This is a genomic window from Cytobacillus kochii, assembly GCF_044790165.1.
Taxonomy (GTDB): Bacteria; Bacillota; Bacilli; order Bacillales; family Cytobacillaceae; genus Cytobacillus; species Cytobacillus kochii.
Genome location: NZ_CP085254.1, coordinates 4,009,604 through 4,026,536, shown reverse-complemented (window position 1 = coordinate 4,026,536; position 16,933 = coordinate 4,009,604). Strand labels below are relative to the sequence as shown.

Annotated in this window: 10 protein-coding genes and 1 pseudogene; 8 read left to right on the top strand and 3 right to left on the bottom strand. The window is 34.6% G+C overall.

Annotated elements, in window-relative coordinates; translation table 11 throughout:
• Window positions 1-2: 2 nt before the first annotated feature.
• Window positions 3-1,217, bottom strand: coding sequence for a CDP-glycerol glycerophosphotransferase family protein (locus LG276_RS20560; RefSeq protein ID WP_251162153.1), 1,215 nt, complete (start codon window positions 1,215-1,217; stop codon window positions 3-5).
• A complete protein-coding gene (gene tagD / locus LG276_RS20555) occupies window positions 1,210-1,608 on the bottom strand; it encodes a glycerol-3-phosphate cytidylyltransferase (RefSeq protein WP_251162152.1) in 399 nt (132 codons plus the stop codon). Before tagD ends, LG276_RS20560 begins: the two co-directional genes overlap by 8 nt.
• Window positions 1,609-2,034: 426 nt before the next feature.
• Between tagD and LG276_RS20550 the strand changes: the two genes are divergently transcribed.
• From LG276_RS20550 to LG276_RS20535, 4 genes and pseudogenes are all read left to right on the top strand, one after another.
• The gene (locus LG276_RS20550; RefSeq protein ID WP_404292695.1) at window positions 2,035-5,361 is read left to right on the top strand and encodes a CDP-glycerol glycerophosphotransferase family protein; all 3,327 of its coding nucleotides are present in this window, start codon (window positions 2,035-2,037) and stop codon (window positions 5,359-5,361) included.
• A gap of 28 nt (window positions 5,362-5,389) precedes the next feature.
• Window positions 5,390-6,586: pseudogene (locus tag LG276_RS20545) on the top strand (CDP-glycerol glycerophosphotransferase family protein); the annotation flags it as partial.
• A gap of 367 nt (window positions 6,587-6,953) precedes the next feature.
• A complete protein-coding gene (locus tag LG276_RS20540) occupies window positions 6,954-9,731 on the top strand; it encodes a glucosaminidase domain-containing protein (protein ID WP_404292693.1) in 2,778 nt (925 codons plus the stop codon).
• Between the two features lie 165 nt (window positions 9,732-9,896).
• Entirely contained in the window at window positions 9,897-11,195 is a 1,299-nt protein-coding gene (locus LG276_RS20535; protein ID WP_404292691.1) for an O-antigen ligase family protein, read from the top strand.
• Between the two features lie 61 nt (window positions 11,196-11,256).
• Here the strand turns inward: LG276_RS20535 and murJ are convergent, their stop codons facing one another.
• The gene (gene murJ, locus LG276_RS20530) at window positions 11,257-12,792 is read right to left on the bottom strand and encodes a murein biosynthesis integral membrane protein MurJ (protein ID WP_404292689.1); all 1,536 of its coding nucleotides are present in this window, start codon (window positions 12,790-12,792) and stop codon (window positions 11,257-11,259) included.
• Between the two features lie 99 nt (window positions 12,793-12,891).
• On the opposite strand from murJ, the gene LG276_RS20525 reads away from it, so the two are divergent.
• From LG276_RS20525 to LG276_RS20510, 4 genes are all read left to right on the top strand, one after another.
• Window positions 12,892-13,623 carry a WecB/TagA/CpsF family glycosyltransferase gene (locus LG276_RS20525; RefSeq protein WP_404292687.1) on the top strand — a complete coding sequence of 244 codons (732 nt, stop codon included), beginning with the start codon at window positions 12,892-12,894 and terminating at the stop codon, window positions 13,621-13,623.
• A 77-nt stretch (window positions 13,624-13,700) separates the two neighbouring features.
• Window positions 13,701-14,807, top strand: coding sequence for a glycosyltransferase (locus LG276_RS20520; RefSeq protein ID WP_404292685.1), 1,107 nt, complete (start codon window positions 13,701-13,703; stop codon window positions 14,805-14,807).
• A gap of 144 nt (window positions 14,808-14,951) precedes the next feature.
• On the top strand, window positions 14,952-16,001 hold the full coding sequence (locus tag LG276_RS20515; RefSeq protein ID WP_224937166.1) for an MraY family glycosyltransferase: 1,050 nt from the start codon (window positions 14,952-14,954) through the stop codon (window positions 15,999-16,001).
• Window positions 16,002-16,243: 242 nt separating this feature from the next.
• Window positions 16,244-16,771 carry a hypothetical protein gene (locus LG276_RS20510; RefSeq protein WP_404292683.1) on the top strand — a complete coding sequence of 176 codons (528 nt, stop codon included), beginning with the start codon at window positions 16,244-16,246 and terminating at the stop codon, window positions 16,769-16,771.
• The last annotated feature ends 162 nt before the right edge of the window (window positions 16,772-16,933 follow it).

Here is a 16,933-nt window from a genome sequence, read left to right as displayed (position 1 = left end):
AACTATTGGTTACGCTCTACTTTTTTATGTTCAGAATGTAAGTCTGCTTGTAAATATTTCACGAATCGATAACTCGCTTTACCGTCATTATTAGTATTCCACTCATGATTAAATGTATTTATTAAATGGTAATCAAAACTTTGCTGACGAATGACTTCAATTAGCTCATTAGTGGAAGAAACAACGGGACCGGGTACAAGTTCTTTATATTCGGTCCAAAACCCTCTACTTTCTTTATAATGATTTAAATCATATGGATAAAAAATCATAGGTTTATTCAGTAATGAAAATTCAAATGGAATAGAAGAATAATCTGTTACTAAAATATCTGTTATGAAAAGTAATTCATTGGTGTTAGCAAAGTGAGAGAAATCATAAACAAAATCTTTCATACTGTCATCGATAGTTACTGTATTTCTGATTGCTGGATGAAGCTTTAAAAGTATGAGGTAATCGGAATCTCTTAGATCTTGATACAATAGTTCTAAGTCAATTTTGAGCTCATAAGTCTCTAAGTTCTCATCCCTAAATGTAGGGGCATATAGTATTAATTTCTTGGTACGCAGTTCAGGATATTGTTGCAGTAATCGCTCTTTTTTCTTGTAAATACTTTCTTCGTGAAAAAACACATCTGTTCTTGGTATCCCAATAGGTAGGAAGTGATTTTCGTTTAGGTTAAACGCTTCTTTAAAAATTTCCTTCATTTTATCCGATCCAACAATGACTTGGTGGAACTGTTTATATACTTTTTGAAAACGTATTAATGCTTGTTTACTTCTTTTTTTATTTGAAGGATCCCTCAATCCGAAACGTTTAATCGCTCCATTCGCATGCCAAAGTTGGTAACACTTCACCTCTGTCTTAAATCGAATATTTGCTAAAAAACCATAGTAATTATCGACTAAAACAATTTTTGTCGTTGCCAGATGAAACAAACCTTCTAAAAAGGCGATGGGTGATGATGGGGTGAATTGTAAAATTTGATCATCATCTTGTTTAATAGCATTGAATTCAGATGTTAATGAACTTTTCGTCAATAAAAAAATAGTGCGACAAGATTGCTCTTGTCGCTTCCATTCTTTATATATATTTATGCTGTTCTCAGAAAAAGAAACTACATGAACAACTTTATTCTTGGTTGGAAAAAGAATATTAAAAAATTTAAAGACCATTCCAAAAAAGAATAAGTAGATATTGATAGCAATTTCTCTAGCCATTTTGTACTTCGAAAAGGTCGTTTTTAATTTTAGATGTAGAAATACCTACTGTTCGAGGCAAGTATACTACTTCACAATATTCTTCCAAGAAATCAAATTTTCCTTCCCAATCATCGCCCATAACAAAAACATCAATATCGTTATTAATTACATCTTGAATTTTTTGATCCCAGTTATCTTCAGCAATGACCTTATCTACATAACGAATAGATTCTAGAATCATTTTTCTGTTTTCAAAACTGTGGTAAGCTTCTTTACCTTTAATTTTGTTAAATTCGTCAGAAGAAATAGCAACTGTTAAATGATCTCCAAGATCCTTTGCTCTTTTTAATAGATTAATATGACCCCAGTGCAATAAATCAAAAGTGCCATATGTTAATACCTTTTTCATACGAAAAACCTCCTAGAATAGGCTTAGTAAAATATATAATTTCGTTGGTAAATGTCGTTTTTTGTAAAAATCAATAGTTCAATTTTAAAACAAATTGATAGTCTTATCAAGTTAGAAAGTTGGTTATTATGGCTAATTCCTCCAACAATTCACCTTATGTAAGTATTATATATCAATTTAAGTCATAAAGCTAAAATTCAAGGTTATTTTTATCATAATGTAAGAAATGTTATTTGTACGTAATTAGTTTTTTAAATACATTGTTTAAAAAAGGTTACAATAGATAGTACATATATCGTATGATTAAAGGTTTTATTGACAACGTTATTAAATTTGTGATAATTGTAGAGAGGTTTAAAGTGAACGTTTAAAACAAGAAAATAACATAAAATTCAATTTGGAAATATAAGGTGGAGAATAACAATCATGGCTTTTAAACGTCTAAAAAAAGTATTCTTTTCTAAGAAAGGAAAAAATACTGGATTTAAAAAGAAATTAAATATTATTCAAGATAGTATGATGAATATTACGATAACCGGTGAATTATTGAATGGTTATACCGTGAAAGAAGTTTGGGTGAAGTCTAGGGAGAGGGATTTTAGTTGCAAATTAGCAGAAATTAAAGCAACAAACATATTCTCATTTGAATTTAACTTATTTCAATATAAAGAATCACTAACAGAAGGAATATATGATTTTTTCTTTCTAATAAGGGTTCCGAGAGAGCAATTAAGTGAAAAACGCTTTGAAAAAATAAGTAAACATGAGTTTGAAGAAATCGTCGAAGGTAATCAACAATTTATAGAATATTTGAGCCCAATAGGTAAATATCTAGAAACCATTTGTACTGGGCTACAAAAGGTAGAAGACACAGATTCCTCCATGCAATTATATATCAATAAATCAAAAATATTATCAATGGCAGTAGACAGTGAAATATCTATAAAGCCTATTGTGAAATTGACAAAAGTGGAATCTAATAGTGATGTATTTAGCTTAGAAGGTACTTTAAATACTAAGTATATGGAAGTAAAAAGTGCTTCATTGTTACTTTCTGGAAGAGAGTCTGGAAATAAAATAAATATACCTGTCGATATAAAAATAAACAATGAAAAATCCTATAATTCAAGTGGGAGACATTTATACGATTTTTATGCTTCCATTGAATTTAATAATTATAAGGGTATGGATTTAGTTGTAGAAGATATATTTGATTTCTTTTTTGAAATCGATTTTGGAAATAAAATTGAAGCTAAAACTGTTAGGTTAGGGCGTCCAAATAGAAAAGTTAAGAGATATTCTAAAGAAGTTAATTTTAAAGAGGGTAACAATGTTCTAGTGTTGACCCCATATTTTACCATCAAGCATTTTAATTTATCTTTGCAAGTAAATAAGTTTAAGGAAGATATCTTTGGTTATTTGAATAATGTGGTTAATTATGCATGGTTATTAAGACCTTTCTATAAAAGAAAGGATATTTGGATTGTTGGTGAACGTCCATATAAAGCTCAGGATACAGGATATCGTTTTTTTAAATATATGAGAGAAAACCATCCAAATAAGAATGTATATTATGTTATAGAAGAGGATTCGCCTGAGAGAAGGAATGTAGAATCATTAGGGAACATTCTAATATATGGATCTAAAAAACATATATTGTATACTCTTATGGCATCAAAAATATTGGGTTCTCATCATGCAGATTATTTATTCCCAATGAGAACTGAAAAGTTTAAGAAATTGGTTAAAGCTAAAAAAGTATTTCTCCAACATGGTGTTATAGGAACTAAAAACACAAAACATTTCTATGGAGTAAATTCTCCAAGTTTTGATACAGATATGTTTATCGTTAGTTCAGATTATGAAAAAAATATAATTGTACAAGACTTTGGCTACTCACCAGAGAGTGTGGCAGTTACTGGTCTTTCTAGATTTGATAGCTTATTTGATAATAAAACTAAAGTAAAAAGGCAGTTATTAATTATACCTACGTGGCGAGAGTGGATTGTTAATGACGAAGTTTTTTTCGAAAGTGAGTATTTCGCTAGATATAAACAACTTGTTAATCATCCAAAGCTCCATGAACTATCAAAAAAATATAATTTTGATATAGTTTTATGTCTACACCCCAATATGCAAAGATTTTCATCGTTTTTTAACGATAGCCCTATTAAGATAGTTACACAAGGGGAAGTTGATGTCCAAGATCTTTTAAAAGAAAGTTCCTTGATGATAACCGATTATTCGAGTGTTGCATTTGATTTTAGCTTTTTAGAAAAACCAATTATTTACTATCAATTCGATAGAAATAGGTTTATTGGTAAGAGGCCATCACATCTTGATTTAGATAATGATTTACCTGGAGATATTTTATATGATCATGAGGAAATTTTAAAAACGTTAGAACTGTATGCTGAAAAGGATTTTAAAACTAAACCAGAAAATATTATAAGAGCAAAAAAATTCTTGAAATACAAAGATGAAAAATCTTGTGAAAGAATTTATAAAGCAACTGAAAAGTTGAAGCATAAAAGAAAGTCTTTAAAGGAAATATTATATGGAAGTGAATATATTAGAGCCATATATAAAAGGTTTAGAAAAGGAAGTTTATATTTCCCGATTGTAAAAGTTTTATATAAAATAATGAAGCTTGTCTTACCAATCGATGAAAAGTTAATAATTTTTGAAAGTGGTTTAGGGAAGCAATATGCTGATAGTCCAAGGTATATCTATGAAGAGTTAGTCAAGAGAGATAAAAAATATAAAACTGTATGGATATACAATAAGAACAAACGTTTCATGGACCCTTCTACAATAAAGGTTAAAAGGTTAAGTATTAGGTATTATTATTACTTAGCTCGAGCTAAGTATTGGATTAATAATCAAAACTTCCCGACATATATTAAGAAAAGAACTGACACTATTTATATTCAAACATGGCATGGCACTCCATTGAAGCGAATGTTATTTGATATAGAAACAATACAAGGTAGGGATGATACTTATCTAGAAAGAGTTCATAGTGCCACGAAGAATTGGGATTATTTAATTTCACCTAGTCAATATGCGACAAATGCATTTAGAAGCGCATTTAAGTATGAAGGAGAAGTATTAGAAATTGGATACCCTAGAAATGACATTTTTTATAAGGATAGTAATGAGAAGAAAATTGCTACTATTAAGAGGCAACTAAATATTCCTGACGATAAGAAAATTATTTTATACGCTCCAACATTTAGGGATAATGTAACACAAGGTACGAATAAATTTATGTTTGAACTAAATATGGATTTGAATAGAATGAAGCAAGAATTAGGAGATGAGTACATTCTTTTAGTTAGGATGCACGTCGTCATTAGTAATAAACTAACATTACCTAGTGAACTAAGAGATTTTGTATACAATGTATCGAACTATCCAGAAATTCAGGAGCTATATTTGATCAGTGATATATTAATGACAGACTACTCCTCAGTTATGTTTGATTATGCTAATACAGGAAAGCCACTTTTGTTTTTCACATATGATTTTGAAGAATATAAGAATGACGTTCGAGGGTTTTATATGGATTTTGAAAAAGAAGCACCTGGTCCTTTTCTGTATAATACTGAGGATATTGTCCAGTCAGTTAAAGAAATTCAAAATGTACATTTAAAGTACAGTAATAAATATCAGCAGTTTAAAGATAAGTACTGTTCTTTAGAAGATGGGAATGCTTCAAATAAAATAGTCAACCAATTTTTTAATAAATAAATTGTATTGACGAGTACTAAGGTGATGGAGAGTGCTTTCGAAAATAAAAAAGTTAGGGATAATTAAGAAGATATACAAATTAATATTTAGAGTCCTTGGTATGTTACCAGCAAGGAAAAATGTAATCGTTTTTGAAAGCTTTTTGGGAAAACAATATAGTTGTAATCCTAGAGCTATATACGAGTATTTAAAGATAAATGGTATGGGTTATGATATGTATTGGAGTATTGATCCTAGGTATGAAGAAGCATTTAAAGGCAAGGGTTTACAAACTATTAATAGGTTTTCGATTTCATGGTTATTAATTATGGCAAGAGCAAACTACTGGGTCTTTAACAGCCGGACTCCATTATGGATTCCGAAACCCAAGAATACAATTTATCTGCAAACCTGGCATGGTACGCCATTGAAAAAATTGGCAGCAGATATGAATGAAGTTCATATGCCTGGAACAACGACTGAAAAATATAAGAGAAACTTTTTAGAGGAATCTTCTAGGTGGGATTATTTAATTTCACCTAATCAGTATTCTACAGAAATCTTTTGTAGAGCCTTCAATTTTAATAAGCAAATTATTGAATCTGGTTACCCGAGAAACGATATTTTAAACTTGGGTAACGAAGAAGATACAATAAAACGAATTAAATTGAAATTAAACATACCACTTAATAAAAAGGTAATCTTATATGCTCCCACATGGAGAGACAACGAATACCATCAAGTAGGGATGTATAGATTCAATTTAAAGTTAGATTTACAAAGCTTGAAAGAATCCTTAGGTGATGAATATGTTATTCTATTAAGAATGCATTATTTGATTGCTGAGAATATAGATATAACTTCTTACAAACCATTCGTATATGATGTATCAACTTATGAAGATATAAGGGAATTATATTTAATCTCTGATTTGTTGATTACTGATTATTCATCTGTGTTCTTTGACTATGCCAATCTAAGAAGACCTATGTTATTTTATGTTTATGATATAGAGAGTTATCGTGATCAATTAAGAGGTTTTTACTTTGATTTTGAGAAGTATGCGCCTGGACCATTAGTGAAAGAAACAGAACAATTAATCGAAGAAATTAAATTATTAGAGAAGAATAATTTTAAGCTTCCACTATATTTTGATGAATTTTATAACAGGTTTTGTTCTCTTGAAGAAGGAAAATCAAGCAAGAAAGTTGTAGAAACGGTCTTTGGCAAAGTGGAAAATGTTTAATATTAAGTTAAGCGTACAAAAGCATCTTAAAAGTGCCTTTTGTACGTTTTTTTTTTGTTGCTTGTGTAGGAATAAATACGCATCAAAAGAACTGCAATCTATAAAAAAATGTAAAAACATAAGACAAATTGCCGATATTAAAAGTAATACTGGTTACTAGTCAATGGCTTTGGTAAAGTAAATTTTATGAGTTTAGGAGGTGTAGAGTTTTATTTAGTATTAGGTGGGCGTGTAGAGGAAACCTCTTATGATAGCTACCGGTTTTTTGAAAAATTAAATATTTGCTTCAAGTGTAAATCTGATAGTTATGTAAGGACCGCTACATGTATCCCTAAGATAAAGTATAGATTTACATGGGGGAAAAGTAGTGAAAAAAATATTTGTTAGTTTTTTAGTCTTGCTATTAATTTTACAGAGTATACCACAGAATATTTCGTTTGTTAAAGCGGAATCTCTACCTGAAACATTTGAGGCAATGGTATTTGCTGAAGAAATTGATGGTGATATTTCTGTCTACGAAGAAGAAAATGGTGAATCAGAAGTTTTATTTACTATAAAAGATGATTCTGAAGTATTGGTATTAAACTGGGGACAATATTTTTCCTTTGTAGAATATTCTTCTGAGGATAAATCAGAAACAAAACAAGGTTATATAGAGAATAGTAGAATCGTAGAAAAAGCGGAAGCGAGTGAATACCGCGAAGCAAGGCTATTTGATTTAAACAATCATGATGAAGAGGCTAAGAATGAGCCAGGCGAAACGGAAGAAATCGATGGGGATGAAGACCCTGAGGTTCCCCAAAATAACTCACAAGAAAACTTAGATAAAAGTGAGGATTTAACAGTAGAGGAACCTGAGGACAACGCTTCTTCCTTAGAAGAAACTGATTCTATTGAGATGGAAGAAAGTACACCAAGTGAAAATCTCGATGGAGAATCGGAAGTTAACCAAGAAGAAAAAGAAGAGGTTGTAGAACCGAAAGCAAGAATGTCTACTTTTGCTGCAACTGTCAGTCAAACACTCTATGGTGCTGCACTTAAAAGCCCGACGGTAATTTATGATAGCGCTAATCAAAGTGCCAAGCCTTTAAAAAATTATGTTCAAGGGTCAATCCTGAAATATGAAACTTATAATAACGATTGGTATAGAGCGGTTGTATCAGTAAATGGAAAGTGGCGAGACGGTTTCATTAAAAAGACAGACGTAGAGAACATACAAGACAAGAAAACCCTTCGAGGAGTAGCAACTACAACAACGAAGATTTATTCTAAAGCTTCTAAGAATGCAAGTGTACTAAGATCATATAATACTGGAAGCGTTTTGAAGTATACTACTCTAACTTCAAATTGGTATGAGGCTACCGTTTATGTGAATGGAAAATGGCAGACGGGTTATATATATAAAGGTGATGTAGAAAATATTACTTCTCAGCCAAAGACTTATCAGGGTGTAGGTTTAAAATCACCAACAAAAGTTTATCAACAAGTTACTACAAGTTCTAAGACTTTAAAAACCTATTCACAAGGCAGTATTTTGAAGTTCCAAAGTTTTATTTCTGGATGGTACTCTGCCACGGTCTATATTAATGGCAAAGCAACCACTGGGTACATAAAGTCTTCAGATGTTTCTTTACCTACAACTAATCCAGATACATTACATGGCGTAGCATTGAAAGATTCTGTTAATGTGTATAAAAGTGCTTCTAGAAGCTCTGGTTCCCACAAGTCATATGCTAAAGGAACGTTATTAAAATTTGAGACATTTATTACAGGGTGGTATAAGGCTACTGTTTATATTGGTGGCAAGCCGCAAACAGGATATATCCATGCTTCTGATGTAGAAATTCCTGTAAAAAACCCTGCTACTTATCAAGGGGTGGCATTGAAATCAGCTACTCCTATTTATAAAATGGCGAATGTAACTTCTGGTACATGGAAATCATATAAAATTGGTAGCATATTGAAATATGAATCCTTTATTAATGGTTGGTATAAAGCAACGGTCTATGTGAATGGGAAAAAGCAAACAGGTTATATTGCAGCTAGTCATGTAGAAAATGCTTCGCAATCATCGAAGGATGTACGATTATATGCAGTGCCAGACACTTTGAACGTATATACTATTGCGTCAAAATCTTCTAGTGCAATTAAAAAATACAAACAAGGTGATTTACTAAAAGTTTATCCATTTACTTCAGAATGGTACAGGGCTACTGTTTCTGTAAACGGAAATTGGGTAACAGGCTATATCCACAAAGATGACCTCAGTACAGAAAAACCAGGTTATCTCAATCTTGACTTAAGAAAACCAGCAAAGCTGACTGTACAGGAAATCAAAGCTTTATTTGATCGCAAAGGTCATGGGGATAGTAAGTTAAAGGATTATGCCCAAGAATTTATTAATGTTCAAAATAAATATGGGGTAAACGCAACTTACTTAGTAGCGCATACAATTTTAGAGACTGGTTGGGGAAAGCAATCCAACTTGTTCGATTATAAAAATAACTTATATGGATACGGGGCGTATGATGTTTGTCCATTCACTTGCGGTTACTATTTTGATAGTGTAGAAGATAGTATTAGTAATGTAGCGTACCAAGTGAAATCCGATTATTTAACTCCTAATGGTAAATGGTACAATGGACCAGACTTAATTGGCATGAATGTAAAATATGCAACGGATAAAGATTGGCAAAATAAAATTGCTCGATTAATGGAAGATTTACAGCCGTATGATGCTAAGTACTACTCGTCTACAAATGTTGTAACGAGCAATGGTCCTGCACCATCAGGTAATTGGAGTAGGGATATTCCAGCAGGCAAGCCATATCCATCAGATGTTGTTAAAAACATGCCGGCTGGTACGAAGGCAACAATCAACACCAATGCGAATTGGAGATCGTTCCCTTATGTGAATAATAATAGTAATGTCATTGGCACATTAAAAGTTTCAACTGAAGTGATTGTATTAGGATACAACACGGATGTAAAATCTAATGGTAGTTATCCATATGATACAACTTGGTATCGCATTTCAGTTAATGGTAAACAAGGTTGGATTTACGGTGACTATTTAAACTTTACAAATGCAAAACAAGCTAAAGTTTATACCTCTTCTTATGATTTACTGCAGCAATTCAAATAATGACTATACCGAGGGGAATACCCTCGGTTTTTTGTGTTTACATGTTTCTCTTTTCTAAAAGAGTACGGGAAAATCTGATGAACATATTTTGCACCTCTTATAGTAAATTCCCAATTTCCTCACATACTAAAACCATACAAATTCCACCAAAGAGGTTGTTTATTTATGCTGAAGACTGAAAAGAGAAATAAGGTGTTGTGGCTGAGTATGCTTTTTTTGTTATTACAGCCAATTATTGATGTGCTTACATCTTTGTCTATTCGTTTGAATGATCAAGCATTTACGCTTGGTTTAGCGATGCGTTTTTGTTTTTTATTATTTATATGTGCTTACTTATTATTTACATCATATGTAAGAAAACCCGTGATTTTAGGCTATCTGTTGTTATTTGGCTTGTTTATTGTGATTTCGATTGGGGTTCAGTTTACGATGAAACCTGTTTTTATGTGGGGACCTGAGCTGAAATGGTTAATGAAAAATGTTTATTTTGTTGTCTGTTTTCTATTCTTTCTAGTGGCTTTTCGCAGAGGGTTTAGGATTTCTCCGCTCTATTATTTGATGATAGCTGTGATTTTGACTGGGGCGATGATGACGGTGGCGGGGCTTTCTGATACTGCGTTTCCTAGTTATGATTATTGGAAGAGTGGTCATGTTGGCTGGTTTTATGCTGGCAATGAGATTGGCGCCATTTTGGCTATGGGGTTACCGGTTGTACTATATTTTGCCTTAAAACGTTCGTGGTGGTTAATGGTAGGATTACTCACGGTTATGTATGGGTTGCTGGCTTTAGGGACGAAAGTGGGTTATGGGGCGATTTTGATTACATTGCTTATCAGCATTGGTACCTCTATTGTTCTTCGTTTGGTAAAAAGAGAATACATACAAAGAACTAAATTAGTTACACTTGGCATTTTGTTTGTTGTTTTTATTCTTATGACACCATATACCCCAGTTGCCCATAACATGGAGCTACAGCTTGATTGGCTTGGTGTTTCAAAAGAAGAAGGGAATACGCAAGTGATGACAAGTGAACAGAAGGATAACATCGTCTATAGCGGCAGGGAAACTTACTGGGAAGAGTATCAAGCTTATTTTCAAGAGGCGCCATGGATGCAAAAGCTATTTGGCATGGGTTATGGTGGCAACTTTACGGATGAAGCCAAAACGATTGAGATGGATTTTTTAGATTTATTTTATTCCTTAGGAATGATAGGGTTTAGTTTATATTTGCTGCCCTTTGTCTATATGCTTTGGCAATTGATTAAACAAGCATTTCAAAATATGAAACGATTGATGGACTTAGAGGTCATTTTAGTACTCACTGGAGTAGCTCTAGGTCTTGGGGTCGCTTTTATCGCTGGTCATGTATTAACAGCACCTGGTGTGAGTATTTATTTAGCTGTATTAATGGCTTGGCTAGCCTGTGGAATCCAATCCGTGCGGCTTGAGAATTCTATGAACTAAGAATTCTCAGCTGCAAATTTCGAATGAACGCATTTTTTAAACAAACGTTTGATTGATTCTGTTAGGGCTTTCTCTTGAGTGTCCTAGCCCATTCAGCGAACTTTTCCATTTCGGATATTCTCAATAATGTAGCCACTAGTATAGTGAAAATGACGGCGGTGAAGGTTGTCACTGATATCGACAGCAGTGCTGGTAAGTAGGAATGATAGAGCTTATGTAAGCCGAAAAGACCGCCAGTTACGAGTAAGAACATCGTGAATACTTTTCCTTGAGAAAATAATAAATCCTTCATCTCTTGTCTCGGTATGTCTAATTCCTTCCGTAAAAAATATAGCAAAACAACCGTCTGTGAGACCATGCTGATAGAAGTAGCCAAGGCTACACCACCAATACCCATTAAAGGTGTTAAAATCAAACTAAAAATGATATTGACGATAATAGAGACGATTGCAGCTATCATGGTCATTTTCTCATTTTGTAAGGCAATAAACGAACGATTTAAAAATTCCTTTAATGCGATGGCGATCATACCGATTGTATAAAAGAAAAAGGCAATGCTCGTTATAGTAGTAGCGTTCGTATTGAATGCGCCTCTCTCATAAGCTACTTCAATCAATGTCCGGCTTTCTATTAACATGACCGCACTAATAGGTATGCCGACTAAGCTAATAATCGTCATACCGCTAATGATTAGTGGAGTAAGCTCATTCTTATTCTCTGTCGCCGTATCAATAATGGATGGAAACAACACGGTGATAAAGGATAGGAGAATGATACTTAACGGCAGAAACATCAGCTTGTTTGCATAGTTTAAGGCTGAAACGCTACCATCTATCAGTCCAGATGCAAAAAAGCGATCAATGACTGTATTAAACTGAAAAGCAATGGACGTAATAATTAATGGCATAAAAGAAAAAAAGGTTCTTTTAATGAATAGAGAATAGGTTTTAAAATGAAAATTAAGTCGAATTACTTTATACTTCTTTATAAACGGGTATTGTACAAGAAATTGACTAATGGCTCCTAACAAAGTGGCAATGGCTACACCGTATATCCCATAGAACTGTGAGAGTACGACAATACTAATGATAATCAGGATGTTTTGCGGGATGGCTCCCATTGCGGGTGGTGCGAATTCCTTTTCGTATTCTAAAATGCCAGTTGAAACGGCAGATAAAACGTAGAAGCAGAAGCTTGGTAGCATGATAATCGTTAATACATTTGTTACATACCACTGTTCTTCGGTGAACCCTGGTGCCATCCATTGGGTAATGATAGGGGTGAATAGAATTGCGATGACAGTAATCACTAATGCAAGAATGAGGAATAAAGTCGTAAGTACCCCTACTACGTTTCGTGCTTCTAGTGAATGCTGTTTTTTTAATTCAGCATATAGAGGGATGATACCAGTTGTAATGGACATGCCAACTGCTGAGAATAATAAAACAGGGATGATGGATGCTACAAAGTAAGCATCAGCCACTGTTGAAGTACCGAAATAAGAGGCCATAAGCAATTCTCTTACAAAACCTAGAACCTTACTAATGATTGCAATACCTGTTATGAGTCCCGCAGCTTGGATAAGCTGTTTTTTCATCATGAATCTCCTTTAAGGAAAAGTGCTTTTTATTATTAGTATAATCAGAACGGTGTAAACTAAAACACCGACTATTAAGATAAAGATTGAGGTTATAAAATGAGTCATGATTACGTAAATATACTTGGGGTTCCCTTTATTAATACAAGCTTTGCAGAAATGGAATCCATTTTAACCAACCATATAGATAAACAAGAAAAAACATTTGTCGTGACAGCGAACCCGGAAATCGTTATGTATGCCAAAGAGCATAAAGATTATCAAAAGATCATTCAGTCTGCTCATTACGTGGTGCCTGATGGTAATGGGATTCTACTTGCTGCTAATATGCTTCAAAAGCCGATAAAAGAGCGTGTAACAGGCTTTGATTTAACAATCTCCTTATTAGAAGAAGGAAATAAAAAAGGCTGGCATGTATATCTTCTCGGAGGAAGGGAACAAGTAAATAAAAGAGCAGCTGAAAATATAGAAAAAGATTATCCGGGAATTAACCTTGTCGGTAGACATAATGGTTATTTTGATTGGGAAGATGGGCAAGTGGCTGAAGAGGTAGCAGCTTTAGCGCCAGATATTGTCTTGGTTGCTTTAGGCTTTCCACGTCAGGAAGCATGGATCACCACTAATTATCATCGCTTCTCTAAAGGGTTATTCATGGGGGTCGGTGGCACGATTGACATTATATCTGGTGAAATGAAACGAGCGCCAGAATTTTGGCAAAACCTTAAGTTAGAGTGGTTTTACCGCCTATTGAAGCAGCCCTCTCGTTGGAGAAGGGTGCTCGTTTTACCTCAATTTGTGAAGCAAGTACGGCAATCCAGAAAGCGAGATTGAAGTAAAAATCCCTAGAATCTGCAACTATTTTCTAAGCTGTTCCGTCTGATACTATGAAGAAGGATGGAATATCAACGATGAAAGTACTCCATTTAAATGCAGGGAATGATACAGGTGGGGGCATGACACATATTCTTGATTTATTAGAGAATAGTGACCCTTCTGTTTTTACGCTAGGGATTTTTGAACCTGGACCGATTTATCAGAAGGCATTACAGCGAGGGATTCGCGTAAAGCTTTTCGCTACGAAAAAAAGATATGATCTATCAGTCATTCAGCGTTTAAAGAAATATATTGAATCAGAACAAATGACGATGATTCATACACATGGTGCGCGAGCAAATCTTTATGGTTATTTGCTAAAAAAAACCTCCCGAGAATGTAAGTGGGTGACAACATTACATAGCAATCCCTATGATGATTTTCTTAATCGGGGCTTGAAAGGAAAAGCCTTTACTAAGTTGCATTTATGGCTTTTGAAGCACCCTGATTATTATTTCGCCATTTCTAATCGTTCCAAAGAGCTCTTGCTCTCCCATGGTGTGGATGGGAGTAAAGTGAAGACTATTTTCAATGGCATAGATTTTAACAGACAGATGCAGTCTTGTACGCTTGAACGCAAAGGGTTAGGGCTTGAGGCGAATGATTTTGTGATTGCTATGGTGGCGAGACTCACACCTGTAAAGGGCCATCGGATTGCCTTAGAAGCCATCAGCCGTGTCATGGCTAAAGCACCTCAGGTCAAACTCCTATTAATAGGAGATGGCTTTTTAGAACAAGAATTAAAAGCTTTTGTGAACAACAAAGGATTAGCTAAACAAATAAAATTTTTAGGATATAGACAGGATATTGATGCCTTATTACAAATTTCAGATCTTCATCTATTATCATCATTAAGTGAGAATTTTCCAATTGTCTTATTAGAGGCAGCAAGAGCGAAAAAGCCGGTGATTTCGACCGATGTTGGTGGAGTCTGTGAATTGATTCCATCGAAAGATTATGGCTGGCTTGTTCCAGTGAAAGATGTCGACGCCTTAGCTCTAGCAATTGAAGAGGCGATCAATGCCCATTATGTAGGTTCCTTGAAAAAAATCGGTGAAAATCTCTATAAACATGCATCAAGGTGGTTTAGTGTGGAGCATTTTCGGGAAAATGTGATGGACGCCTACAAAAATTGGACATAAATATTGCGGATTTTGTCAAAAAAAGTACCTTTTTAAATGGTACAACTATGATATAATAGGTTCGATATACAATTGTACGAATTTGTAAATTATGCCTGGTTCCAAGTGTGAAAGAGGGGCATGCTATCCATAAGGAGGGTCTTTATGATTTATTTGACCTTAATATTATGTTTTATATGCTCCGTTCTTTTAACACCGCTGGTAAAACGACTGGCCTTTAAGATAGGAGCAACAGACAAACCAAATAATCGAAAAGTCCATGAAAAAGTGATGCCTCGTTTAGGTGGTTTAGCGATTTATTTAAGCTTCATGCTCGGTGTGCTAATCTTCTCACCAAATAAAGAAGTGCATATCCCGATCATGGTCGGTGCATTTATCATCGTTATAATCGGTATGTTAGATGATAAATATCAATTACCTGCTAAGTATAAATTGATAGGGCAAATTGCTGCCGCATTAATCGTAGTCTTTTGGGGAAATGTGGAAGTTGAGTTTATTAACAACCCATTCTTTGGCGATAATCGGATCGACTTTGGTTATTTTGCTATCCCTATTACAATCTTATGGATTGTTGGTGTGACGAATGCAATTAACCTAATTGATGGTCTTGACGGATTAGCAGCTGGAGTATCATCGATTGCGCTATTTACGATTGCTGGAATGGCTGTATTCATGGGGAATACGTATGTAATTGCCATGGCTTCTTTGTTAATGGTAGCTACACTCGGGTTTCTTGTCTTTAACTTTCATCCAGCGAAAATATTTATGGGCGATACAGGGGCTCTCTTTTTAGGATATATGATTGCTGTCTTGTCATTGCTCGGCTTTAAAAATGTAACAGTGATTTCGTTTATTATCCCTATTTTAATTTTAGGTGTCCCATTATCCGATACGATTTTTGCGATATTTAGAAGGATTTTAAACAAGCAACCGATATCAGCACCAGATAAATCACATCTCCATCATTGCTTATTGAATGCAGGCTTTACCCATCGCCAAACAGTCTTATTAATTTATGCGATGGCAGCTACTTTTGGCATGATTGCCATTATCTTCTCTCAAGCAAAAGTATGGGGAGCCATCTTACTAATAGCCGTTGTCCTTGTCATGCTCGAATTATTTGCCGAACTGATCGGTCTACTCGGCAAAGACTACCAGCCCCTATTGAAAAGACTCAAAGGAAAAGGCAACTGATACAAAAGCTAACCAAATTGGTTAGCTTTTTTTGTAGATTAAGAGGTTGATAAGGTTGAGAGAAAAAATTTGGTAGTAAAGCTTTACCTAGAGCCATTGGATAACTATATTGGTGGGCGAGAACTGTTTGAAGAAATGATGCGGAATAATAAATGCTCATGAATGTTGCGAAATAGAACGTAGAATGGGAACTGCGCGCAAGACTTGAGAGGTAATAGGAGAGAATTGCGAACAAATGGTATATGCGCGCAAAAGTGAGAGGGGACAGACAAGGAACTGCGCGTAAATGGAGTATACGCGCAAAAGAGAGAGGGGATAGGCAAGGACCTGCGTGTAAATGGAGTTTACGTGCAAAAAGAAGAAGAAAGGGCCTGAGTGCTGCGCGTAAGCCGTGTATACGCGCAAAAGAGAGAGGGAAAAGACAGGGAACTGCGCGCAAGCCGTGTATACGCGCAAAAGTAAGAGAGAAAGGTCACGGAATTGCGCGCAAGCGGTGTATACGCGCAAAAATGAGAGGAAAAAGCCAGGGAACTGCGCGCAAATGGCATATACGTGCAAAAGTAAGAGAGAAAGATCACGGAATTGCGCGCAAGCCGTGTATATGCGCAAAACAGAGAGAGAAAAAAGCCAGGGAATTGCGCGCAAATGGCATATACGCGCAAAACAGAGAGAGAAAAAGCCAGGGAATTGCGCACAAGCCGTGTATAAGTGCAAAAGCCAAAAGGAGAAGGCTGAGAAGTGCGGGAAAGCCATGTATAAGTGTAAAGTAACAAGAAACGGAGATGCATGTATAAATTCCCGTACATTCTTATAAAAAGGCTATCAAGCTTTATAAGGTGCCCCTTTAATTGAAGAGAAAAAAATAGAAAGAAGTCTGGACAAACAAGAAATGCCCATACCACTAGCTAGAAAATAAGAGAGAATGAGCCCAC